The organism is Roseinatronobacter sp. S2 (assembly GCF_029581395.1).
Lineage (GTDB): Bacteria > Pseudomonadota > Alphaproteobacteria > Rhodobacterales > Rhodobacteraceae > Roseinatronobacter.
In genome coordinates this window covers 1,489,746-1,513,831 of sequence record NZ_CP121113.1, presented here as the reverse complement: position 1 = coordinate 1,513,831, position 24,086 = coordinate 1,489,746, and the positions used below count along the sequence as shown (strand labels likewise).

Genomic DNA, 24,086 nt, shown 5'->3' with positions numbered 1-24,086 from the left:
CGCGCATCATAAATTTGCGGGCAGAATCATCGCAGCTGAACCCCGCAAGCCCGGCAGGAACTGGTCTTTTACGATCATTTGCGCTTGGACAAAGCCCGCGCTATCGGTGGGCCGGGGTCTGCCGATCCGACATTTGAGACGCGCAGTTTATGCAAGCTGCATATTCCTGCGTTCAAGGACTTGGCCTGCCATCAGCCAAATCGGCGGGCCGCGGGACGGCCAGACCTATGGCGCGGCGGCCTACGGCCTTGATTCCGCGCCTTGGGGCTTCCCCGATGTCAGCAAAAGGCCAAAGACAGCACACCCTTCCCCGCTCAGACCATAGCACGACGCACAGCCCGCTTAGTATGCCATCGCATACTGATTGATTTCCCCCCGCCAAGCCGCTAAGCACTGGGCAAATCCTGTCCAAGACAATGGAGCCTGCCCATGACCACCACCCGCACTGAAACCGACAGTTTCGGCCCGCTTGACGTTCCCGCAGACAAGTATTGGGGCGCGCAGACGCAGCGCTCCATCATCAACTTTCCCATCGGCTGGGAACGCCAGCCCGTGCCCATCATCCGCGCGCTTGGCGCTGTCAAATGGGCCTGTGCATTGGTCAACCGCGAACAAGGCACGCTGGATGCGGAACTGGCGGACGCCATCACGACAGCCGCGCAGGAAGTGTTTGAAGGCAAGTTTGACGACAATTTCCCGCTGGTGGTGTGGCAAACAGGGTCAGGCACCCAATCCAACATGAACGCGAATGAGGTGATCTCGAACCGCGCGATTGAAATTCTGGGCGGCGAAATGGGGTCGAAAAAACCTGTTCACCCCAATGATCATTGCAATATGGGCCAGTCCAGCAATGACACCTTTCCCACCGCCATGCATGTGGCCATCGGCATGCTGGCGCGCGATGTGCTGTTGCCGGGGCTGCACAAGCTGCATGCAGCACTCGCCGCGAAATCCGACGAATTCAAGGATATCATCAAGATCGGGCGCACGCATACCCAGGACGCCACGCCCCTGACGCTGGGGCAGGAATTCGGCGGCTATGCCCATCAGGTGAAAATGGGCATAGCGCGCGTGGAAATGTGCCTGCCCCATATCTATGAGCTGGCACAGGGCGGCACGGCTGTGGGCACGGGGTTGAACACCCGCAAGGGCTGGGATGTGAATGTCGCAACCCATATCGCAAAAATCACCGGCCTGCCTTTCGTCACCGCCCCCAATAAATTCGAGGCACTGGCCGCGCATGATGCGATGGTCATGTTTTCGGGCGCGCTGAAAACCGTGGCGGGGTCACTGTTCAAGATCGCCAATGACATGCGGCTTCTGGGGTCCGGCCCGCGTTCGGGACTGGGGGAGTTGATCCTGCCTGAAAATGAACCGGGCAGTTCCATCATGCCCGGCAAGGTCAACCCCACACAGGCCGAGGCACTGACCATGGTGTGCGCGCATGTCATGGGCAATGATGCGGCGGTGGGCTTTGCAGGGTCGCAGGGACATTTTGAGCTGAACGTCTATAACCCGATGATGAGCTATAACGTGCTGCAATCCATGCAGCTTCTGGGCGACGCTGCGTCCAGCTTCACCGATAACATGGTGGTGGGCACCCGCGCAAATGTGGAACGCATCGACCGCCTGATGAAGGAATCGCTGATGCTGGTCACAGCACTTGCGCCCACCATCGGCTATGACAACGCCACCAAAGTGGCCAAGACCGCGCATAAGAACGGCACGACATTGAAGGAAGAAGCCATCGCATTGGGATTTGTGGACGCCGAAACCTTCGACCGCGTTGTGCGGCCAGAGGATATGATCGGCCCTAAGGACTGAACGGTCTGGCGCGCCCGAAAGGGCGCGCTGACTTTGCGCGCAAGGGACCATAGCCAACAGGCACATCAGCCAGCAATGCCCCCTGAATGCGCCGCAACCCCGCTATGAAATATCACTTGGCGACAAGACAACTTTTGCCCGTGCAACGCACGGGCAGCGCCCGAACCGCCCCCACGGGGCGGGCGCTTCTCGCCCACCCCTCGGTTCGGGCGCGGGCACATCTTGACGTGTGGTGTTCGGTCGCCCCCACTTTCCTTGTTGCGCCCCCTGCCCCTGCACCGCTACCTTGGCAACCATGAGCCAGATCATCAACCTTCGCACCGCCCGCAAGCAGACCGCCCGCGCCAAGGGGCGGCAGATGGCGGATGCCAATGCCGCCAAACATGGCCGCAGCAAAGCCGAGCGCAGTTTGCAGGACGCGCGCACCGCCAAGGCACGCGCGGAACTTGACGCGCACAGGCGCGACCCCGATACATGAGCGGGCGGCCCGTCAAACATTCGCTGACATTGCGCGGGCATCGCACATCCGTGTCGCTGGAAGATATCTTCTGGCGGGAATTCCGCCGCATCGCGCGTGAACGCGGGGTGGCGCTGAATGTGCTGGCCGCGCAAATCGACGCCACGCGCGGCGATATCGGGCTGGCCTCTGCCATCAGGGTGTTTGTGCTGGAAACAGCGCTGCACCCCGACCTGCACGACCCCTGACCGGCGTTCAGCGTATTGGCATGCCTTGTCCGCGTGTCACACGGCGCTGTGCGGCAATACGGTAGGGCGCGTTTGGCGCACCATAGCCATCATGGCGGCCATCGCGCTGGACAACCTCGAAAAACAGCCCGTCCCCGCGCGGCATGCTGAACAGCTGAAAGAAGCTGCCGCCCTCATCCTCATCATACAGAATGCTCTCCCCCTCCAGCCGGTCCACAAGGTCTTGCGGCAACCCGAAACGCGCCTTCAGATCGGCATAGTAGTTGGCACCCAGCCGCAGCCGTTCAAACCCGCATGCGGCCAGTTTGGCAGAACTTGCGAATATATCGTCGGTGCTGAAGGCCACATGCTGCACCGATGCGCCCAGACTGTCCTGAATGAAGCGCCCGGCGAAAGTGCGGTGGTTTTCAGCCCCGTTCAATGTCAGGCGCAGACCACCGCTTTTGATGGCCTGTGACCGGACCAAACCGCCGGGGTCAATAACATCAACGATGGGTGATTTCTGCGCATCAAACAAGGTGGTGTAATATAACGACCAACTCAGCATTTCATCATAGGCCATGGTCTGGCCGATATGGTCAATGCGCCTCAACCCGGCCCCGCCCGATACTGGCTGCACCGCAAAATCACGTTCCCAGATACGCCGCAGTTCCGGCCCGTCATCCAGCAAGCGCAGCAGCCCGCCACCCAGAGAGTGCAGCGCAGGGATCGACAATTCACCGGGGCCATGTTCGGTTTCATCATCGGCCAATGCGCCCAGTTCGTGCGCGCGGGTCTGCGCGGCGGCAGCGTCGGGCACTTGCAGGGCAATCTCGCTGATGCTGGTTCCGTGGTTCACCCATGTCATATGGGCATGGCCGCGCGTTTCTGTATTGATCAGAATGTTGATATTGCCCTGCCGCCACAGGGACACGGATTTGGACACATGATTTCCGGCATGTTCAAACCCTGCCCCCGCCAGAAACGCCCCCAGATCGTGTTCTTCATCCGCTGATGTGGCGAATTCCAGAAACGCCACATCCTGCGCCTGTTGGGGCGCGGGCATGGCGGGCAGGCGCTGCGGCAGGTGCGGTTCCGCCCGGCGCGCCGCATCCAGCAATGCCTTCAGCGACCGCAACCCGTCGCGCGCGATGACGCCTGCGACACCGCCGCGAAACTGGTCGTTGAAAATTTCGGGGCTGAATACATGGTCATACCCTGTGGCCAGAACCGCCCGCGCAAAGCCCACAACATCCATCTCCCCTTCCAGCGGCATGCACCGGAAATGGCGCGACAGATACAGCAGGTCCATGTCAATGCGCGGCGCATCGGCCAGATGCACATAGAAAATGCGGTCGCCGGGAATGCGGCGGATGGTGTCCACATCTATGCCGCGCGCAAGGGTATGAAAACTGTCCAGCACCAGCCCAAGTGCGGGATGGTCCGCGCGGCGCACAATTTCCCATGCATCGCGGTGGTCATTGACATGCCGCCCCCAGGCCAGCGCTTCATACCCCACACGCAGGCCACGGCGTGCGGCACGTTCCCCCAACGCGTGCAGATCGGCGGCAGACCGGTCCACGCCCCCGCGCGCCGCCGGATGCAGGTTTGAACACACCAGCATCAGATCGCAGCCCAACTCCCCCATCAGGTCGAACTTATGTTCCGCCCGCGCGAAAGCACGACTGCGCAGCGGCTCCGGCAGCCCTTCAAAATCGCGGAAGGGCTGGAACAGCGTGATCTCCAGCCCGTGATCGCGCACCATCCGCCCGATTTCGCGCGGGCTGGCATCTGACGCGATCAGGTCCTGCTCGAATATCTCGACCCCGTCGAACCCTGCGGCGGCAATGGCCGCCAGCTTCTGGCGCAGATCACCGGCAATGGACACAGTGGCAAGGGACAGTTTCATACAGCATCCTCCGAAGGGGCAAGCAGGTCGGCGCGCAGGCGTGCCAGATCCAGCCCCAACCCGTCTGAGAACAGCGCCCATGCCTGCACGCCCTGCCAGAAAAACAATTCCCACCCCGACAGCACTTGCGCACCTTGCGCGCGGGCATCTGTCAGAAACTGCGTCTGTGCAGGCGTATAGACCGCATCGAACACCCATTGCGTTCCCGCCAAGGCGCTGCGCGCAAGCGGCGTGCCGCCATAGCCCACCATACCGACAGGGGTGCAGTTGACCACCCCCTGCGCGCCCGATGCCGCCGTTTCAGCACAATCGGCAATCTGCACCGACAATTGCGGCGCGGCGCGCTGCAAATCCGCGGCCAGCGCGCTGGCCTTGGCGCGGTCGCGGTCCACAAGGCGCAAGTCCTGCACCCCCAGCGCGACCAACCCGAACGCCACCGCACGCCCCACACCGCCCGTGCCAATCATCAACACCGCGCCGGTTGGCGCATCCCCGCGCAGACCGCGATAGGCGGCGATAAAACCCGAATAATCAGTGTTGTGGCCCATTGGCCCGTCCGGTCCGAACAGCACCGTGTTGACCGCGCCCACCGCGCGCACCTGCGGATCGGCAACCGTGACATGCGCCACCACCTTTTCCTTATAGGGGTAGGTGATGTTCAGCCCGCGATACCCTTGCGCTGCGGCACCCGCAAACACGGCTGCAAAATCCAGACCCAGTGCTGCGGGCACCAGCCGGTCATATTGCACGCGCTTCCCGTTCTGCCTGCCCGCCAGAACATGCAAAAGCGGTGAACGCGATGCAGCGATATTGTCACCAATCAGGCCAAGCAGCAGATCAGGGGTCATAGGTCACTCTTTTGGTTTGGGGCGTGCGAAAAACCGCGCTTTCGCCCATTTCCAGGGCGGCGTGTGCGACAGGAAAATAAAGATAATGGCGGCCAGCAACACCGATGACAGCGGGCTTGAAAACACGCCGTCAAAGAAGCGGCCCCAATCCTCGCGTGCGGTGATAATCGCACGCCGCCAGTTGTCATCCAGCAAGCGCGACAGGATCACCCCCAGAATAACCGGACCCAGCGGATAGCCGTAATGGCGCATGAAATAGCCCAGCACACCAAAACCCAGCATCCAGTAGACATCGGTAATCGCGTTATTGACCGCATAGGCCCCCACGATCGACAGGATCAGGATCAGCGGGATCAGCACGGCGCGCGGCATTTCCACCAGTTTGGTGAACAGCCGTATCCCCGTCAGGCCGAAAATCAACAAGAAAATATTGGCAAATGTCAGCGCGCCCACGATGAACCAGAACATTTCGGGGCGGTCGATCATCAGCATCGGGCCGGGGTTCAGCCCGTGGATGAACAGCGCACCGATCATGATCGCGGTCACCGCATCACCGGGAATGCCCAGTGTCATCATGGGCACGAACGCGCCGCCAACGGCTGCATTATTCGCGGCCTCTGGCGCAACCAGCCCTTCCATGGCCCCATCACCAAAGGGGCGTTCAGGGTTCTTGGTGACACGTTTCGCATGGTCATAGGCCATCAGCGCCGCAATATCGCCGCCCGTGCCCGGCAAAGCGCCAATGGTCACGCCAATGGTCGATGTCTGCATCGACAAGGGCAGGTGTTTTCGCACCACCTTCCATGACGGAATGATGCGGCCCACCTTCTGGCGAATGGCCTTCTTGTCGACATGGTGCAGTTGCAACAGCGCCTCAGATACGCCGAACATGCCGATCATGACCGCGATAAAGGAAATGCCCCCGTTCAGCAGCGACAGATCAAAGGTAAAGCGCGGCGTGAAGGTCAGCGGGTCGCGCCCGACTGCGCCAATGGCAATGCCCAGCGCACCGGCGAAGATACCCTTGACCAGCGATCCCGTCGACAGTGACCCCACCAGCAAAATGCCCAGCACCGCCAGAAACATGTAATCACGCGGCTGGAACCGCAGCGCGAAATCCGACACCAGCGGCGCGGCCACGGCCAGCACCGCAATTCCGACAAAGCCGCCGATCACGGACATGACCGTGCTGACCCCGATGGCCTGACCGGCCTCGCCGCGTTTGGCCATCGGGTAGCCGTCCAGCGCCGTGGCAATGGCCGACGGTGCGCCGGGAATGTTTAACAAAATCGCGGTGCGCGCGCCGCCATACACGCCCCCCATATAGATGCCCACCATCAGCGCCAGCGCCGGATAGACCGACCATGAGAAGGTGAACGAAATCAGGATCGACACTGCCATCGTCACCGACAGGCCCGGAATGGCCCCGATATAGATGCCCGCGAATGTGCCCAGCGCCACCAGCGCCAGAAGCTGCGGTTGGGCCAGAACCGTTACAAATGCTGAAAGCGCCTCCATCACCGGACCCCGCTGAACAGATTGCGGATGATCTGCACAAGTTCCGCTTCAGGCACGATACCGGGCGGCATAAGCACAGTGAACACAATGCGGAACACGATCCAGATACAGACCAGCGCCCCCAGCCCCACGCCCACGGAAAACACCCACCCGCGCCCCAAAAGCCGGATACCGAACACCAGAAACAAAGCCGTTGTGGGCAAGAAACCCAAAGGGCGCACGGCCAGCGCATAGGCGACCAGACACCCGACAAAGGCCAGCACCCGCCATGGCAGAATGTCGCGCGCAATGCTTTCGCCGGTGACTTTCGGCAGGCGGATTGTCTGGAAAAAGATAATCGCCATGCACACCACCATAATGGCTGCGGTCACAACCGGCACAGTGCCGGGTGCAGACAATTTGTCAAACCCCGATATGCCAAAGGCCTCATTCAGCAAGACCGCGCTTGCCACCAGCAAGAAGCAGGTAAAGAAAACCTCTCCGGGGCGGCGTTGTTGCGGATATCCCCCCGGTGTCGCGTCCGAGGTTCCGTCATGATGATCATCGTCACCGCGGAAATTGGGGTCCATTGCATCCTCCCTGCATCGGGCGAGCCAGCAACCGGCGCATGTCGTGCCCTACAAAAGCCAGCTTTTGTGGCACATCGCGCGTCCGGCTGCGGATCATGTGTTGGCATTCCGAATGGTCGCCTGCGCAACACGGGCGTAAAGCAATTTCAGGAAATCCACCAAGGATCAGCGAACTGAAATTGCGGCAAATTAAACGTCCACAGGTCGGGCTGGCAGTATCAAGCCGCAAACCGGTAGAATAATATACCGCCCATCAGGCAGACGGGCGGTGAAACCAGACCCGCATCACGGGTCTGGTCCAAGGCGTTCAGGGCCGTTCGATGCCGAAATCTTCGGGCGAATTCTGCGTCACACCCGCATCATGCAGCAGCCATGTGGTGTTTTGCTGCCAGCGGTTCATGAAGTCGGCGGCTTCGTCACCGGCAATATTCATCATGGTGAAGCCGCGATTGTCGATCATCTCGACAAAATCGGCATTCTGGGCGGCTTCGGAATACGCAGCCTGAAGCGCGCCGACCACATCATCAGGTGTTCCGTTTTTCACGAAAATTCCGAAAAACGGCCCCCATGGCAACAGATCATCATAGGCGTCATTGAACGATGCAACGGTCGGCACGTCGGGCAGGCGTTCATTCGATTCCACATCGAACACGGCCAGCGGCTTCATTGTGCCTGCGCGAATGCCTTCGATCGCGGCGCCCAGAACGGCGGGCATCACGTCAATCGCGCCACCTTGCAGCGCGGTCAGTGCGGGGCCATCACCATCAAAGGGAACGGAGATCACATCCAACTCACCCTCGACCGCGTTCATCATCGCCGTGATAACCGATGGCAGGCCGCCGGGACCAGTTGCGCCAAAGCGCACTTCACCGGGGTTTTCCGCGATGAATTCCATCAGTTCAGCATAATCGTTATACGGTGTGTTCTGGCCGGAAACCAGAATAGGCGTGCCGCGTGCCAGCAGGTTGATCGCGATGAAGTCGCTGTAATCCTTGTCGCCAAGGCCCATGACCTTGTACAGCAGCGGGTTTTCCGCGCCCATCAGCAATGTGTAGCCATCTGCCGCCTGATCGGCCACATGGTTCAGACCAATCGCGCCCACGCCGCCAGTCATGTTCTGCATCACAACCGTGCCGCCAAGCACCGCTTCGGCATGCGGGGTCACAGACCGCATCACAACATCGGTTGACCCACCGGCCCCCCATTGGATAATGCCCTGAATTTCCTTGGTTGGGAAATCCTGCGCCATAGCGCCCCCTGCCCCGATAAGTGCGGCGGAAACTGCACCGAATACAGTATATTTCATTATATCCTCCCTTAGCGGCGCGACCACCGCGCCTTGTTTCTGTTATTGCGATATATCTGCATAACGTCAAATATCAAATATGACGTTCTATGAACCTGATGTTAATTCTTGTGCTGCGCCGTATCACTCCACTGGTCCGTGGCCCGCCGCAATTCGCGCCGGAAACGCTCTATCGTGTATTCGGCAAAATTGGACAGGTTGCGCCCTTTTTTGCGCACCACATTGACATGCACAGTCGCTTCTTCTTGCAAGGGGCGGCGCACCAACCCCGGCAGATACACCTCTGCGACAGAAAATTCGTCGATCAACGCAACCCCCAGCCCATGGCGCACCAGACTGACCACGGTTTGCGCAAAACGCCCGCGCATGCTTTGCTCAAGCGGCACGCCTGCATCTTTGAAGGGCTTGGCCAGAATGGCGCCATACGGGTCGGACGGGTCCACACCGATCAACGGCTCGCCCGCCAGATCGCGCACTGACAAAACGGGCCGCTCGGCCAGTCGGTGCCCTTCCGGCAGGACAACCACAATGCGCCCGCGCGCCAGTTCAGTATTCTCGACCCCGGGGTTCTGGATCGCGGACGACATGATCACGAATTCCCCCCGTTCAAGCAGCAGGTATTCAACCGTTTCTTCAATTTTCAGGATGTTCAGATCAATGAACAAGTCAGGGTAACGCCCGCGCACCGACCGCAAAACCCGCGCCGCAATGAATTGCGCCACCGATGGGGCTGAAGCGAAAGCCAGATCGGCCCCGTCGCCCTTTTGCAGATTAAACAGCGCATCATGCAGGTTTTCGACACCGCGATGCACCTCGCGCACCTGATCGAAAACCGCGCCCGCTTCGACTGCGGGGATGAACAACCCCTCGCGGCGTTCAAACAGGCGCAGACCAAGGGTTTCTTCGGTATGTTTGACAAGGCGGCTTATGCCGGGCGGCGACACGCCCAGAAACTCTGCCGCCCCGCTGATGGTGCCACGCAGCATGACCGCGCGAATAACCTCGATCTGGCGCAGGGTAAGTTCTTTCATGATGTCCTCCGATGCGTAGATTAACATAGCGTTACGCATTGCGCAAAAACGATAATTGACGTTAACGAATTTTCCTTTGAATGCTGCCTGCAACAAGGGAGGTGCGCGTGACCCCACAATCCTATGACATCATCATTCTGGGGTCCGGGGCCGCAGGGCTTGCCGCAGCGGTCACAGCCGCATCGCACGGCGCAAACGTGCTTGTTCTGGAATCCGCAGGTGTTCTGGGGGGCACAACCGCATTGTCAGGCGGATGGATATGGGCGCCCGGCACGTCGCTGGCACACGCGGCGGGCATTGATACCGCGCAAGACAGCCCGCGCCGCTACTTGCAACATGTTCTTGGCAACCATTTCAACCCCGAACGCGTGGACGCATTTCTGGACGCAGCGCCCAGAATGGTAGACTTCTTTCATAACCAAACAGCGGTGCAATTCGATCTTGGCGCTGGCATTCCAGACACTTACAGCCATGTTCCGGGCGCAGGCATGGGCGGGCGGTCGGTCATTGCGCGCCCTTATGACGGGCGCAAGCTGAAGCAAAACATCACTTTGTTGCGCCTGCCGTTGCGCGAAACCACCTTTCACGGGATGACCATTCAGGCAGGGGCAGACCTGCGCAGCTTCATGACCATGACGCGGAATGCGCGGTCGTTTTTGCATGTGACAGGGCGGGTGCTGCGCCATGCCCGCGATCTGGCCCTGCATGGGCGCGGAATGGACCTGCGCAATGGCGCGGCACTGGCCGCGCGGTTAATGCGATCCGCGCTTGATCTGGGGGTGGACTGGCGGGTGAACACCACCGTGACGGCATTGCTGCGCCACAAAAGCGCTGTGGATGGCGTGCAGCTGGCCTGTGGCCAGATCATCACCGCGCGCAAGGGCGTCATTCTGGCAACGGGGGGCTATGGCTATGACACCGCACGGCGCGCGCAAACCTTCCCCCGCAACGATAGCCATGACAGCCTTTCGGTGCCCAGCGCGCAAGGCGGTGGCGCGGCACTTGCAACAGCACTCGGCGCGCAATTCGACCAAAGCGCCGCCGCACCTGCCGCCCTTTGCCCCGTGTCACAGGTGCCCTATCCCGACGGGGCACGCGGGCTGTTTCCGCATATCATTGACCGGGGAAAACCGGGTGTCATCGGGGTTTTGGCCAACGGACGCAGGTTTTGCAACGAAGGGCTGGGATATCATGATTACGTCACCGCCCTGCTGGACGCGACGCCGCCTGACCAGCCCGCGCAGTCATGGCTGGTCTGCGACCACCGCTTTCTGCGCCGCTATGGTCTGGGCATCGTGCGCCCTGCGCCCGTGCCATGGGCGCAGTGGCAAAAGCGCGGCTATCTGAACACGGCGGACACAGTTCAGGGCCTTGCACGCGCCTGCGGCATTGATGCGGCCGCGCTGGCGCGGACCGTTGCGAACTGGAACACCCATGCCGAACGCGGACACGATCCCGAATTCGGCAGGGGAACCACACCCTATATGCGCCTGCAAGGCGACCCCGACCACGGCCCGAACCCCTGCGTGGGCCCCATTGCAAAGCCGCCCTTTCACGCGGTCAGGGTCACGCCCGGCAGTTTCGGGACATTCGCGGGGCTTGCCTGCGACGGGGCGGCACGGGTTCTGGACACTGCGGGCGCGCCCATCGCGGGGCTGTATTGTGCGGGCGCGGATGCCGCCAGCCCTTTCGGCGGGTTCTATCCGGCAGGGGGCATCAACCTTGGCCCTGCCATGACCTTCGGTTTTGTTGCGGGCCACCATGCCGCCACAGGCGAACGCCCATGACCCGCACGATATCGCTGGCCCATCTCAGCGCGATTTCCCTGACCCCGCCCGACCTTGTGCACGCAGCGGCAGATGCGGGGTTTGATGCAGTTGGCCTGCGCCTGCTGCGCGTCACAGATGACAGCCCCGGCTACCCGCTGATGGATGATCCGGGCCAGATGCGCGCGACCCGCGATGCATTGGCGCAAACCGGACTGTCGGTGTCCGATATCGAATTTGTCCGCATCACACAGGATCTGGACCCCGCAACGCTGCGCCCCTTGCTGGATGCCGGCGCGGAATTGGGCGCGCGCCACCTGATCTGCGCGCCCTATGATGATGATCTGGCGCGGCTTGGTGACAAACTGGACCAGATCGGTGCGCATTGCGCCGCGCGGGACCTGTCGCCGGTGCTGGAATTTTTTCCATGGACCCCGGTGCCCGATCTTGCCACCTGCTGGGATGTGGTGCAGGGCTGCGCGCCGCATGTGGGGGTGCTGCTGGATGTGCTGCATTTCGACCGGTCCGCCAGCACATTGGACCAGATCGCGCAAATCCCCCCTGCGCGCCTGCCCTTCATTCATATCTGCGATGCACTGCGCCACCCGCCCTACACAATTCAGCAGTTGCTACACACCGCACGCGAGGATCGCCTGACGCCGGGCACAGGGCAGATTGACATTGCGGCCATTCTGGCAGCCCTGCCGCCTGATACCCCACTGGGATTGGAAGTGCCCATGAAGCAGAATCAGCCCATCGCGCGGCACCTACTTGACCTGTTTGAAAGCGTTTCAAGGCTATAAAGCGCGCATCCCTGCCGGATTGCCGAAGTGTGGCACATGTGGACACGTCATTCGGATTTCGACTTTCACCACTATTGTATTCATATTCATGAATTTGTATATATATTGAAGCCCGTTCACGAAGGAATATCGCAATGAAGCTTCTACGCGCCGCCGCTGTCGCGCTGATTGGAACCACGCTTCCCGCCATCAGCACAGAATTAACGCTTGTCCCCCAACAGGTGACCGACTGGAAAGCCGTGTTTGCGCAAGTCCAGCCACAAACCAACCTGCCTGCCCGCGCACGCATCAGCGGCACCCTGTCGGGCCTGCATGTGGTCGAAGGCGACATGGTTCAGGCGGGGCAGGAAATCGCCCTGATCACAGATGACAAGCTGGATCTGCAACTGGCCGCACAGGATGCGCAGTTGCAAGCACTCGCCGCGCAGTTGGACAACGCCCGGACCGAGTTGCGCCGCAGCGAGGAATTGCTGGAACGTGGTGTCACTACCGTGCAGCGGCTGGACGGGTTGCGCACCCAGGTCGAGGTTCTGGAAAGCCAGATTGCCGCGACCCGCGCGCAGCGATCCGTCATCGAACAACAAGCCAGCGAAGGCATCGTTCTGGCCCCCGTTTCAGGGCGTGTGTTAACGGTCCCTCAGGCGGATGGTGCGATCATCATGCCCGGCGAAGCAGTGGTCACTATCGGCGGCGGTGGTGTATTCTTGCGCCTTGCCATTCCCGAACGCCACGCCCACGCCCTGACCGAAGGCGATTCCATTTTCATTGCAGCGCAACAGGGCGATGTGACCGGCACGCTTGCGCGAATATACCCCCGGATCGAAGGCGGGCGTGTCATGGCTGATGTTGCTGTGGATGATCTGGACGGGACATTTGTAAACGCCCGCGTTCTGGTCCGCCTGCCAATCGGTACGCGCGCGGCCCTGCTGGTGCCGGAAGCTGCGCTTGGCACGCGCGCTGGCCTTGATTTCGTGCAGGTTGCAGGGCCATGGCAGGGCCTGCGCACTGTCGTGCCCGGCCAGCGCCACCAGATTGGCGGGGTGCCGATGGTCGAAATCCTTAGCGGCCTTGGCGCGGGTGACACGGTGGTATTGCCATGACCGGCCCCGCACAAAACCTTGGCATTGCCGGGCATTTGACCAAGGGCTTCATCCGTTCGGCCCTGACGCCCCTGATCATGCTGGCGGCGCTGGCCATGGGGCTGATTGCCCTGATGCTTGTCCCGCGCGAAGAAGAGCCACAGATTTCCGTGCCGATGGTCAATATCCTGATGCAGGCACCGGGGCTGAATGCAGATGACGCCGTGCGCCTTGTGTCGCAACCCATGGAACGGATCATTCAGGCCATTGACGGGGTCGAGCATGTCTATTCCCAGACCCACGATAACCGCGCCATGGTCACAGCGCGCTTTGTGGTCGGCACCCCGTCCGACACTGCCATCCTGCGCGTGCATGACAAGGTGCGCGCGAATATGGACCAGATCCCCACAGGCATTCCCGAACCGCTGATCATCGGGCGCGGGATTGACGATGTGGCCATTGTCACCCTGACGCTGGCCAGCGCGCCCGATGCGGGCATCAGCCCCAATGATCTGACGCGCCTTGCACGCGAAATGCGCGCCGATCTGGCGCGCGTCACCGATGTGGGCCTGTCCTATATCGTCGGCGAGGCACAAGAGGCGATCCGCATTGCGCCAGATCCCGAAAGGCTGGCGCTTCACGGCGTGACGCTTCAACATCTGACAGGCAAGGTGGCCGCCGCCAACCGCACCATGACCGCAGGATTGCTGCGCGACGGGGGCGAACAGATTGACCTTGTTGCCGGTCAAAGCCTGACCGCGCCTGCAGAAATCGCGGGGCTTTTGTTGACCACCCGCGACAACCGCCCCGTCTATGTCGGCGATGTGGCCGATGTGGAATTCGTGTCCGACACATCCGACCGGCTGGTGGCCCATATCACCCGCAGGCCTGACGGCACCATCCAGCGCGAAGCCGCCGTGACCATGGCCTTCGCCAAACGTGGCGGGGCAAACGCCGTGGTTGTGGCCAGCGCCCTGCTGGACCGCGCGGCCACGCTGCAACAAACCTTGCTGCCCGATGGGGTCACGCTGGAAATCACCCGCAATTACGGCGAATCCGCCGAAGGCAAGGCCAACACGCTGCTGGTCAAACTGTTTCTGGCCACATTGTCGATCATCGCATTGACGCTGATGGCCATCGGCTGGCGCGAAAGCATCGTGGTGGCGATTGTCATCCCGGTGACCATTCTGCTGACATTGTTTGCAGCTTGGATCATGGGCTACACGCTGAATCGCGTCAGCCTGTTCGCGCTGATTTTTTCCATTGGCATTCTGGTGGATGATGCGATTGTCGTCATCGAAAACATCGCCCGCCACTGGGGCATGAAGGATGGGCGCGACCGCATCACCCGCGCCATTGACGGCGTGGCCGAAGTGGGCAACCCCACGATCGTCGCCACCCTGACAGTTGTGGCAGCCCTTCTGCCCATGCTGTTCGTGTCGGGGCTTATGGGCCCTTACATGAGTCCCATTCCCGCTGTGGCCTCGGCGGCGATGATCATTTCGTTTTTCATTGCCGTGATGGTCACACCCTGGCTGATGGTCAAGATCGCGGGCAATGCGCCGATGCATGCCCATGACGGCGCGGATGGCGGTCGGCTGGGGCGGGCTTTTGCCGCAGTGGCACGCCCGGTGCTGGCCACCAAGGCGCGCAGCGCGCTGTTCCTGGTTGTAACGGTTGTGCTGTCCTTCGGCTCGCTCGGGTTGCTTTATACGCAGCATGTGACAGTCAAACTGCTGCCCTTTGACAACAAGACCGAACTGGCCGTGGTGATCGACATGCCCGAAGGCAGCGCCGTGCAGGCCACCGATGCTGTCGCGCAATCCGTGGCCCGCATCGCGCTGGAATTGCCCGAAGTCACCTTTGCACAAACCTATGCCGGCACGGCGGCACCGTTCAATTTCAACGGGCTGGTGCGGCATTACTTCCTGCGATCAGACCCGCATATGGGCGATGTGGCGCTGACCCTGTCGGGCAAGGGGCGCAGCAGCCATGCTGTGGCGCTGGACCTGCGCGCGCGTCTGGACAAGCTGGAGCTGCCGGAAGGGGCCAGCCTGAAAACTGTTGAACCACCCCCCGGCCCGCCCGTGATGGCCACCCTTCTGGCCGAAATCTACGGCCCTGACAGTGCCACGCGCCGCAAAACCGCGCACCGGTTGCGCGCAGCCTTCGAAAGCGTGGATTTCATTGTCGATGTGGATGACAGTTTCGGCACCCCGCCCCGGCGGCTGCGCGCGCTGATCTCGCCCGACCAGCTGGAATTTTTCGGGGTGCAGGAACACGATGTGTTCGACACCATCGCCGCGCTGAATGGCACGCAGACAGTGGGCTATTCCAGCCGCGGCGAAGGCCGCCACCCCATACCCCTGATGATCGCACGCGACAAATCCGACAGGGTGCTGGATGAACGCTTCCTCTCCACCCCCATTCCCGCCAATGCCCTGCCCGCCGCAACCGGTATCGTGGAACTGGGCGATGTCGTGAGCATTGCGCAGGAACGCGCCTCCTATCCGGTGTTCCGCCGCAATGGGCGCAGCATTGAAATGGTGACCGCCGAACTCGCAGGGCGGTTTGAAGCCCCGCTTTACGGCATCATCGAAGTGGGCCGCGCCCTTGATGCGATGGACTGGCCAGATGGCGAAAAACCCGTGATCTTGCTCAATGGTCAGCCCATTGATGACAGCCGCCCCACCATTTTGTGGGATGGCGAATGGGAAGTGACATGGGTAACCTTCCGCGACATGGGGGCCGCATTCGGGGTGGCGCTTCTGGGCATCTATGTGCTGGTCGTGGCGCAGTTCGGCTCTTTCCGGCTGCCGCTGGTTGTGCTGACACCTGTGCCGCTGACATTTCTTGGCATCATGGCAGGGCACTGGCTGTGGGGGGCGCCCTTCTCGGCCACCTCGATGATCGGGTTTATCGCGCTTGCGGGCATCATCGTGCGCAACTCCATCCTGCTGGTGGATTTCATCCGCCACGCGGACCCGACCGGCAAAAGCCAGATCGACATCTTGATTGACGCGGGCGCGATCCGGTTCAAGCCTATCCTGCTGACCGCACTGGCCGCGATGTTTGGCGCATTGGTCATCCTGTTCGATCCCATCTTTCAGGGGTTGGCGTTATCACTTCTGTTTGGTCTGCTGACATCGACCTTGCTGACTGTGTTGGCAATACCGGCGATCTACCGGGTGTTCAAAACCTGATGACACATGATCGCAAATTCGCATGACCACAGGGGCGCTGCCAGATAGCGCCAGCGCCCCTGCGTGCAAGTTTATCAACAACGCCCCTTGCAATTACATACGCAAACAGGCATACGGGTCAGGCAAAGCTTCTTCATTCGATCTTCTGTCTCCTTTCGGCTTCAGTTGCGACTCTGACGACACTGAGCCAAGCCATCGCAATACTGCGGGTGGTACTTAATAAGGAGATATCACGATGGCCAACGGCACCGTGAAATGGTTTAACGCAACCAAAGGTTTTGGCTTTATCGCACCCGAGCATGGCTCCAAGGACGTTTTCGTCCATGTGACCGCTCTGGAACGCGCAGGCATTCGCCAGCTTGATGACGGCCAAGCCGTCACATTCGATCTGGAAAGCGACCGCAATGGCCGCGAATCCGCGACGAATCTCGCTCTGGCCTGAACCGGTTTCCGGCTAGACTGACATTAAAACGGGGGTGAGGTTTCTCACCCCCGTTTTTTTCTGTTCAAAACCCCGACTGTGGCAGACAGCACCCGGCATCGCGCAATTGCCTCCCCCCCCAATCCTGTGCAAAACCAGTTCATGTTTCATTCTGGGCCAAATATCCGCAGGGGGTGAATTGGGCCACAAGGCCCAAGAGGGGGCAGCCGCCCCCCTCTTTCCCGCCCGTGCCAGTTTCTGAAACTGCTTTATCCCCGCCATGCCAGCCTGAACACGAAAAGGACATATGCAAATGCAACGTGTGACCATTACGCTGCCCGATGCGCTATGCGCCGATCTGGATGCTTTCGCGGCAGCGCGGCGCTATGATACCCGCTCCGAAGCTGTGCGCGATCTGCTGCGCGCCGGATTGCGCGAACAGGGTCAGGGACCGGAAGACGGGGATGCAATGGGCGTTCTTGCTTACGTCTATGACCATGACACCCGCGATCTGGCACGCCGGCTGATGCACCACCACCATGACCACCACGCATTGGGCGTGACCACGAACCATGTGCATCTGGACCATGAAACCTGTCTGGAAACTGCTATTTTGCGGGGGCCGGTGACAGCGCTGCGCGCCTATGCCGACGGGGTTCTGGGCCAGCGCGGGGTGATGCATGGAAATCTGTTCCTGATCCCGGTCGAGGCCCGCCAGCACACCCATGACCATGGCGACGGGCCCGAAACCGCGCATGAACATCTGCACGTCAAGGACAGCTTCTGATCTTGCGCGTCAACCAAAGCCTCTGAACCTGCCCCTCAACAAACGCGCCCCGTTTTCGTGCGGTGCATATGCGTAGCACCCTCATGCGGGGTCAGGGAATGGGGCACTTCCTGCCCATGCGCGGCCATCAGGCGTGCATCGCCCAACACATCGCGCGCAGGCCCGTCGGCACAAATGCGGCCCGCATCCATCACAATCACACGCGGGCACAGTTCCAGCACCAGTTCCAGATCATGGCTGGCAATCAACAGCGCCTGATCTGTCTGGTGCAGCAATGCAATCAGCTTGCGGCGGTTGCGCAGATCCAGCGCTGCGCTGGGTTCATCCAGCAACATCAGCGCAGGCCGCATCACCAGCGCCCCCGCGATACAGGCCCGCCGCTTTTCGCCACCTGACAACTGGTGCACCGGACGATCGGCCACTGCGGTCAGATCACAGGCCGCCAAAGCCTGCGCCACACGCTGCTCCAGCGCGGGGCCTGCCAGCCCCATATTGCGCGCACCAAAAGCCACATCCTCAGCCAGCGTCGGGCAGAAAAGCTGATCTTCGGCCTGCTGGAACACCAATGCGACATCGGGCAGGAACTGCCCGCTGCGCACCTGCCGCCCGTTCAGGCGCACGACCCCGCCAAGCGGCGCCAAAACCCCCGCGATGGACAAAAACAGGCTGCTTTTGCCTGCACCATTGGGACCAACAAGCCCCACGCGTTCGCCCCGATGCAGCGTCAGCGAAATGTCGTGCACAACCGGTTCCTGCCCCGGCCAGCCCGCACTTAGCGCGTCCAGATGCAACAGTTCCGTCATTGCCTGCGGCCCATCCCCGTTCACAATGCGCGATCCGCGAGGACAAGCGCGATGCCCGTCGCTGCGGCCAGCCCCATACCCCGAATGTCGCGCGCGCCAAGCGGTGGTAAAACGGGTGCGCCCCCCGCCGCCCCATAGCCGCGCAGACGCATCGCCGCCCACAGGGTTTCGGCGCGGCGATGGCTGCGGATCAGCACCGCCGCCAATATCAGGCCATAATCCGGCAAGCCGCGGCCGCCGCCCTTGCCGCCACGCAGCCGCCGCGCCAGCAGCGCGCGGGACAGTTCAGCGCGCAATTCATCCACATAGCGCAGCGTCAGAAGTGCCAGATCGGCCATCAGCGCAGGCACCCCCAGCGCGCGCGCGCCCGCGACCAACTGGTACGGCGGCAAAGGGGCCAGTAACGCCAGCGTCACGGTCACGATCGCCAAAAGCCGCGCCGCGATCAACAGCCCCGCCGCCAACCCTTCGGCGTGCCAGCGCAACGGGCCAAGCTGCCACAGCACCTGTGTTCCCGCCACCAATGGCAGCACCAGCACAATACCCAAGGCCAGCACGCCCGCCCCGCGCAACCGCAACGCGACCTGCGCCGCGCCCATACCCGAGCGCGCCAGCACCGCCAGCGCCACCGCCCCCAGAACCGGCAGCAGCAGGGCATTGCCGACCGCTGCAAATGCAAACGCCAGCATCAGGGCCATGACCAGCCGCGCGCGCGGGTCAGGCTGTGCCGGTGCGTGCGTTTTCGGGGCGGACGTGATGTCAGCCATGCGGCACCAGTCCCGGCTCAACCCGGCGCAGCACCCGCAAAAGCGCCACCACAACCGCCCCTTCGGCAAGAACCAGCGGCAGATGCGCCAGCAAGAACGCCCTGATCGCCACGGTTTCCGTCCCTGCATCCAGCGCAACCGGCAGGCCCGAAAGCACGATCGCAGTAAATATCGCCAGCGCAAGGACCACCGCGCCGCTGCCCGCGACCAGCGCAGCCACATCCGGCCAGCGCCGCCCCGCCGCGCACCAAAATCCGTATGCCAGCAACGCAGGCAGCCCCAGAATAAGCCCGTTCAGCCCCAATGTGGTCACCCCGCCATGACCAAACAGCACCGCCTGCAAAAACAGCCCCACCATGATGGCGGGCATGGCAAACCAGCCCAGCATCACCCCCATCAGCCCCGACAGCATCAGGTGCACAGATGTCGGTGGCACCGGAATTGCGACAAGCGAGGCTGCGAAAAACACCGTCGTCAACATGGCCGCGCGCGGGATTGCGGCGCGCGGGTCAGGCTGGCGGTTCACCCGCGACAGGGCAAACGCGGTCAGCACCCCGCTGGCCGCATACCCCGCAAGCGCAAATTCAACCGGAACAATTCCGTCAGGCAGATGCATCTGGCCTGCCTTTGTTGCGCAAGGCAAACAGCGCCGTCCCCAACGCCCCCCAGGCCACCAGCGCGATCATCACAGCGCGTTGCAGCCATGTATCCTGCGGGGATGTGGCAATGATAACAGGCGCGCCCGCGCTGATATCGACATGGGCCATAACCCCATGACCGGCCTGACGCACCTGCACCGACCAGCGCCCGGCAATATCATCGGGGATAAAATCAAAACGCCCGTCACGGTCTGTTATCCCGCGCCCCCACACATCGGACGGCGCGTCGGGTGCGTAAATGATGACCTGCGCCTGCGCCATGGGCGCGCCGGTGTCGTATTGCGCCTGTAAGCGGATGGCCTGCGCGGATTCGGCGGTCATCAGGGCTGCATGGGAAAAGGCCGCCTGCGGGGCGCAAATCCCTGCCGCAAAGCAAAGTGCCACACCTGCCAGACTATTGCCCACCAGATTACCGTGTCGTGACATGGCAATGCCCCTTGCCCACATGGCCCGGATGCAGCCCGCCAGCTATAATGGGCAGGTCCGTCGGCAGCGCGGCGATAACGGGTTTGAACATGGGCGGTCCTTTTGGCAGATGGACGGGTAAGCGCGCAGTATGACGATTGCGTAAATTTGTCATACACCGCACTGCACCTAGGTCAATCCGTCACCATTTGGGCAGATTTGCCACCAGCGCCCCTGCAAACAGCCCGTATCTGCCGGAAAACCCCTATGGAAGGCGAGGCACAGATTTGGCGATACCCTGTCTGGCGGGGGCAATGCCGTATCGGCGGGTTCGCAAGCCTTTATCAGATTTGACTATTTTTTGACCTTTTCGCCCGCAATTTGGGCAATATCTATACACAAAACCCATCCGGCCCGCAGGCGCGTTTCTGCGTGATTTCATGAAGCGCGCTATACCTTCGCTTGGTGCAGATACTGCGCAAGGCTGGCGTCAACGCCGTCGGCATAGATCATGTCCAGCCAGTCACAAAACGCGTCGGCAAAACGCGGCTGCTGCGCCAGATCGCCATAATACTGGCGTTGTTCCAGCCACAGCCGCGGGTTTTGCGCTGCGGCCTGTGCCACCGATTGAAGCGCGTCCCAGTTCGGGTCATTTGCGTCAATGGCGCTGCCATCCTCGCGGGTGCCTGTGCAATAGCGTGCCCATAGCGCAGAAACCAGCGCCAGCCCCGTAACCGGCGCGCCGCTGTGCAACCCGTCACGGATGGACGGCACAATAAATCCCGGATGGCGGCTGGACCCGTCAAAGGCCACGCGGCGCGTGGTGTCGGCAATTTCAGGGTTGGCAAAGCGGCGTTCGATCTGGTCCAGATACGCCAGCGGTGTGGCACCGGGCACCGGCGCGACATGGGGGGCGATCTCATGACGCACCACGCGGCGCAGAAACGCGCGAATACGGTCATGTGCCATGGTTTGCGCAATGGTGCTTAGCCCCAGCAATTCACCGCAATTGGAAATCACCTGATGACCGCCATTCAGGATGCGGATTTTCATGGCCTCGTAATCATGGACGTTGTCGGTAAATGTCACACCGGCGCGGTCCCAGTCGGGGCGGCCTGCGCAGAAATCATCTTCGATCACCCATTGGCGAAAATTCTCATGTGTCACGGGCGCGGCGTCATCTATGCCAAACCCGTGCGCCAGTGCGATTTCGCGCGCCCCCGTGGCAGGCACGATGCAATCGACCATGGAATTCGGGAAGGTGCAGCGGGCATCTATCCAGTCCGCCAGATCGGGATCGGACAGGCGCGCAAGCGACACCACGCTCTGACGCAACACCGCACCATTGCCTTGCAGGTTGTCGCAACACAGCCCTGTAAACGGCCCTGCCCCGCTTGCGCGCCGCAACCGCAGTGCCGCAACCATGGCCCCGAATGCCGTGCGCGGGCGCGCAGGGTTCGCCGCGTCATGCACAATATCGGGATGCGCGCTGTCAAAGCCCCCGCTGGCAGGGTCAATGAAATAGCCCCCTTCGGTAACGGTCAGCGAGACGATGCGAATTGCAGGGTCGGCCATCTGCGCCACCAGTGCTGCATTGTCAGGCTCCACGGCCAAAAAGCCGATCATCGCGCCCGTCACTTCGGCAGATTTGCCGGAGGGGTCCAACTCGACCAGCGTGCACAGACAATCCTGCGCAAGCAGCCTGTCGCGCATGGCGGCGTCGCCCGCACGCACGCCCGCGCCAAGGATCGCCCAGTCATGGTTCAGACCCTGATCGAACAGCCGGTGCAGATACCACGCCTGATGCGCACGGTGAAAATTGCCCAAGCCAATATGCACAATTCCCGCCGACAGCTGCGCGCGCCCGTAGCGCGGCACCCGCACTTGCGCAGGCAGGCGGTCCAGTGTGGCAAGGGTCAGGGGTGTCAGCTCATCCATTGGCCACCATCGACATTATAGGTTTGCGCCACGATGTAATCTGCATCGCTTGAGGCCAGAAACACGGCCATGCCGGTCAGGTCATCGGCCACGCCCATACGCCCGAAGGGAACGCTAGCCCCCACTTCGCGCTTTTTCTGGCCCGGTGGCTTGCCTTCATATTGGGCAAAAAACGCATCCACGCCGTCCCAATGCTCGCCATCGACGACGCCCGGCGCAATCGCATTCACGTTGATCCCATGCTTGATAAGGTCCAGCCCCGCCGATTGCGTCAGGCTGATGATCGCGGCCTTGCTTGCGCAATAGACGCCTACAAGCGCCTCGCCCCGCCGGCCGGCCTGCGACGCCATGTTGATGATCCTGCCGCCCTGCCCGCGTGCGATCATGTGCCGCGCCACCGCCTGAAGCGTAAACAAGGTGCCCGCTACATTGATGTCAAAGCAGCGCGCATAATCGTCGCGCGTAATTTCGGCAATGGGGGCTGCGGTGAAGATGGCGGCGTTGTTGATCAATATGTCAATCTGGCCAAACTGCGCAACTGTTGCATCCACCGCCCGGTCAATGCTGGCCTGCTGCGTGACGTCCATTTCCACCGCAAGCGCCCCATCGCCCAGACGCGTGGCTTCGTTCTGCGCGCGGGCCATGTCGATATCACCAATCGCCACGCGCGCCCCTTCACGGATATAAGCCTGCGCAAACGCCAGCCCGATGCCGCGCGCGGCCCCTGTGATCAGCGCGGTTTTGCCTGCAAGTCGTGTCATGCGATACGAAGTCCCTGTTCATCAAAGCGGTGAATGACATCTGCGCGCGGTGTCATGTGAATGCGGTCCCCGTGGCGAAAGCCCACTTCGCCATCGGCGCGCACGGTGATCGTGTCGGCCAGTCCGGTGTCATGGACATGAAAGAATGTATCCGACCCCAGATGCTCGGACACGGCCACCACGCCCGACCATTCCCCGTCAGTGGCCGAAACGGTAATATGTTCGGGCCGCACGCCAATTGTGTGGGCGTCGTGTTTCGCGGCCTCGGCCCCCGCAATCAGGTTCATTTTGGGCGATCCGATGAACCCTGCGACAAACAGGTTGCGCGGCGCACGATACAGATCCAGCGGGCTGCCCACCTGTTCGATATGGCCTGCGCGCAGCACCACGATCTTGTCGGCCATGGTCATCGCCTCGACCTGATCATGGGTCACATAGATCATGGTCGTTTCCAGCCGCTTGTGCAGTTCGGAAATTTCCAGTCGCATGCCCACCCGCAGCGCGGCATCCAGATTAGACAGCGGCTCGTCAAACAGGAATGCCGCCGGTTCGCGCACAATGGCGCGGCCAATGGCCACGCGCTGGCGCTGCCCGCCCGACAACTGCCCCGGTCGGCGTTCCAGATAATCGGTCAGGTTCAGCACCGATGCGGCCATATCCACGCGCCGGTCCTGTTCGGCACGGTCCATGCCCGCCATGCGCAACGGAAAGGCTATATTCTTGCGCACCGACATATGCGGATAAAGCGCGTAGGACTGGAACACCATGGCCAGCCCGCGTTTTGCGGGGACAATGTCGGTCGCATCCTGCCCGTCAATGCGGATGGCGCCTGATGTCACATCCTCCAGCCCGGCGATCAGGCGCAGCAGCGTGGATTTGCCACACCCCGAAGGGCCAACGAATACCGCAAACTCCCCATCCTCTATGGTCAGATCAAGCGGTGGAATGACCGTCACATCGCCGAAGCTTTTGGTCACCTGGTCAAGAACAATGCGTCCCATGTCA

Annotated in this window: 22 protein-coding genes; 9 read left to right on the top strand and 13 right to left on the bottom strand. The window is 61.6% G+C overall.

Annotation, left to right across the window (positions count from 1 at the left end; translation table 11 throughout):
• Window positions 1–429: 429 nt before the first annotated feature.
• From fumC to P8S53_RS07150, 3 genes are all read left to right on the top strand, one after another.
• Window positions 430–1,824: a class II fumarate hydratase gene (gene fumC / locus P8S53_RS07160; protein ID WP_277806455.1), complete on the top strand. Its 1,395-nt coding sequence runs from the start codon at window positions 430–432 to the stop codon at window positions 1,822–1,824.
• A gap of 295 nt (window positions 1,825–2,119) precedes the next feature.
• Entirely contained in the window at window positions 2,120–2,302 is a 183-nt protein-coding gene (locus tag P8S53_RS07155; protein ID WP_277806454.1) for a DUF4169 family protein, read from the top strand.
• Window positions 2,299–2,529: a ribbon-helix-helix domain-containing protein gene (locus tag P8S53_RS07150; protein ID WP_277806453.1), complete on the top strand. Its 231-nt coding sequence runs from the start codon at window positions 2,299–2,301 to the stop codon at window positions 2,527–2,529. The genes P8S53_RS07155 and P8S53_RS07150 overlap by 4 nt, the downstream gene beginning before the upstream one ends.
• A 7-nt stretch (window positions 2,530–2,536) precedes the next feature.
• Here P8S53_RS07150 and P8S53_RS07145 read toward each other — a convergent pair whose 3' ends face one another.
• From P8S53_RS07145 to P8S53_RS07120, 6 genes are all read right to left on the bottom strand, one after another.
• Window positions 2,537–4,417, bottom strand: a complete 1,881-nt coding sequence (locus P8S53_RS07145) for a bifunctional sugar phosphate isomerase/epimerase/4-hydroxyphenylpyruvate dioxygenase family protein (protein ID WP_277806452.1) — start codon at window positions 4,415–4,417, stop codon at window positions 2,537–2,539.
• Window positions 4,414–5,265: a shikimate dehydrogenase gene (locus P8S53_RS07140; RefSeq protein ID WP_277806451.1), complete on the bottom strand. Its 852-nt coding sequence runs from the start codon at window positions 5,263–5,265 to the stop codon at window positions 4,414–4,416. Before P8S53_RS07140 ends, P8S53_RS07145 begins: the two co-directional genes overlap by 4 nt.
• Before the next feature lie 3 nt (window positions 5,266–5,268).
• Window positions 5,269–6,783 (bottom strand): tripartite tricarboxylate transporter permease, encoded by a 1,515-nt coding sequence (locus tag P8S53_RS07135; RefSeq protein WP_277806450.1) that lies wholly within the window; start codon window positions 6,781–6,783, stop codon window positions 5,269–5,271.
• Window positions 6,783–7,352 carry a tripartite tricarboxylate transporter TctB family protein gene (locus tag P8S53_RS07130; RefSeq protein WP_277806449.1) on the bottom strand — a complete coding sequence of 190 codons (570 nt, stop codon included), beginning with the start codon at window positions 7,350–7,352 and terminating at the stop codon, window positions 6,783–6,785. Before P8S53_RS07130 ends, P8S53_RS07135 begins: the two co-directional genes overlap by 1 nt.
• Window positions 7,353–7,659: 307 nt before the next feature.
• On the bottom strand, window positions 7,660–8,658 hold the full coding sequence (locus P8S53_RS07125) for a tripartite tricarboxylate transporter substrate binding protein (protein WP_277806448.1): 999 nt from the start codon (window positions 8,656–8,658) through the stop codon (window positions 7,660–7,662).
• Window positions 8,659–8,759: 101 nt separating this feature from the next.
• Window positions 8,760–9,689 carry a LysR family transcriptional regulator gene (locus P8S53_RS07120; protein ID WP_277806447.1) on the bottom strand — a complete coding sequence of 310 codons (930 nt, stop codon included), beginning with the start codon at window positions 9,687–9,689 and terminating at the stop codon, window positions 8,760–8,762.
• 107 nt (window positions 9,690–9,796) lie between these two features.
• On the opposite strand from P8S53_RS07120, the gene P8S53_RS07115 reads away from it, so the two are divergent.
• The 6 genes from P8S53_RS07115 (at window position 9,797) to nikR (ending at window position 17,748) form a co-directional block, all read left to right on the top strand.
• On the top strand, window positions 9,797–11,476 hold the full coding sequence (locus P8S53_RS07115) for an FAD-dependent oxidoreductase (protein ID WP_277806446.1): 1,680 nt from the start codon (window positions 9,797–9,799) through the stop codon (window positions 11,474–11,476).
• The gene (locus tag P8S53_RS07110) at window positions 11,473–12,258 is read left to right on the top strand and encodes a sugar phosphate isomerase/epimerase (RefSeq protein WP_277806445.1); all 786 of its coding nucleotides are present in this window, start codon (window positions 11,473–11,475) and stop codon (window positions 12,256–12,258) included. Before P8S53_RS07115 ends, P8S53_RS07110 begins: the two co-directional genes overlap by 4 nt.
• 134 nt (window positions 12,259–12,392) lie before the next feature.
• Window positions 12,393–13,358 carry an efflux RND transporter periplasmic adaptor subunit gene (locus P8S53_RS07105; protein ID WP_277806444.1) on the top strand — a complete coding sequence of 322 codons (966 nt, stop codon included), beginning with the start codon at window positions 12,393–12,395 and terminating at the stop codon, window positions 13,356–13,358.
• Window positions 13,355–16,540, top strand: a complete 3,186-nt coding sequence (locus tag P8S53_RS07100) for an efflux RND transporter permease subunit (RefSeq protein ID WP_277806443.1) — start codon at window positions 13,355–13,357, stop codon at window positions 16,538–16,540. Before P8S53_RS07105 ends, P8S53_RS07100 begins: the two co-directional genes overlap by 4 nt.
• 235 nt (window positions 16,541–16,775) lie before the next feature.
• Complete coding sequence (locus tag P8S53_RS07095; protein ID WP_228686443.1) at window positions 16,776–16,982, top strand: cold-shock protein; 207 nt, start codon at window positions 16,776–16,778, stop codon at window positions 16,980–16,982.
• Window positions 16,983–17,274: 292 nt separating this feature from the next.
• The gene (gene nikR / locus P8S53_RS07090) at window positions 17,275–17,748 is read left to right on the top strand and encodes a nickel-responsive transcriptional regulator NikR (RefSeq protein ID WP_277806442.1); all 474 of its coding nucleotides are present in this window, start codon (window positions 17,275–17,277) and stop codon (window positions 17,746–17,748) included.
• 35 nt (window positions 17,749–17,783) lie between these two features.
• On the opposite strand, the gene P8S53_RS07085 is transcribed toward nikR, so the two are convergent.
• The 7 genes from P8S53_RS07085 to P8S53_RS07055 all read right to left on the bottom strand — a co-directional run bounded on the left by P8S53_RS07085 (window position 17,784) and on the right by P8S53_RS07055 (window position 24,082).
• The gene (locus P8S53_RS07085; protein ID WP_277806441.1) at window positions 17,784–18,551 is read right to left on the bottom strand and encodes an energy-coupling factor ABC transporter ATP-binding protein; all 768 of its coding nucleotides are present in this window, start codon (window positions 18,549–18,551) and stop codon (window positions 17,784–17,786) included.
• A 20-nt stretch (window positions 18,552–18,571) separates the two neighbouring features.
• Window positions 18,572–19,318, bottom strand: coding sequence for an energy-coupling factor transporter transmembrane protein EcfT (locus tag P8S53_RS07080; RefSeq protein ID WP_277806440.1), 747 nt, complete (start codon window positions 19,316–19,318; stop codon window positions 18,572–18,574).
• Window positions 19,311–19,934: a cobalt transporter CbiM gene (gene cbiM, locus P8S53_RS07075; protein ID WP_277806439.1), complete on the bottom strand. Its 624-nt coding sequence runs from the start codon at window positions 19,932–19,934 to the stop codon at window positions 19,311–19,313. Before cbiM ends, P8S53_RS07080 begins: the two co-directional genes overlap by 8 nt.
• A complete protein-coding gene (locus P8S53_RS07070; protein ID WP_277806438.1) occupies window positions 19,921–20,403 on the bottom strand; it encodes a carboxypeptidase-like regulatory domain-containing protein in 483 nt (160 codons plus the stop codon). Before P8S53_RS07070 ends, cbiM begins: the two co-directional genes overlap by 14 nt.
• 429 nt (window positions 20,404–20,832) lie before the next feature.
• Window positions 20,833–22,320 (bottom strand): mannitol dehydrogenase family protein, encoded by a 1,488-nt coding sequence (locus tag P8S53_RS07065; protein WP_277806437.1) that lies wholly within the window; start codon window positions 22,318–22,320, stop codon window positions 20,833–20,835.
• Window positions 22,308–23,081, bottom strand: a complete 774-nt coding sequence (locus P8S53_RS07060) for an L-iditol 2-dehydrogenase (RefSeq protein ID WP_277806436.1) — start codon at window positions 23,079–23,081, stop codon at window positions 22,308–22,310. Before P8S53_RS07060 ends, P8S53_RS07065 begins: the two co-directional genes overlap by 13 nt.
• The gene (locus P8S53_RS07055) at window positions 23,078–24,082 is read right to left on the bottom strand and encodes an ABC transporter ATP-binding protein (protein WP_277806435.1); all 1,005 of its coding nucleotides are present in this window, start codon (window positions 24,080–24,082) and stop codon (window positions 23,078–23,080) included. Before P8S53_RS07055 ends, P8S53_RS07060 begins: the two co-directional genes overlap by 4 nt.
• Window positions 24,083–24,086: the final 4 nt, after the last annotated feature.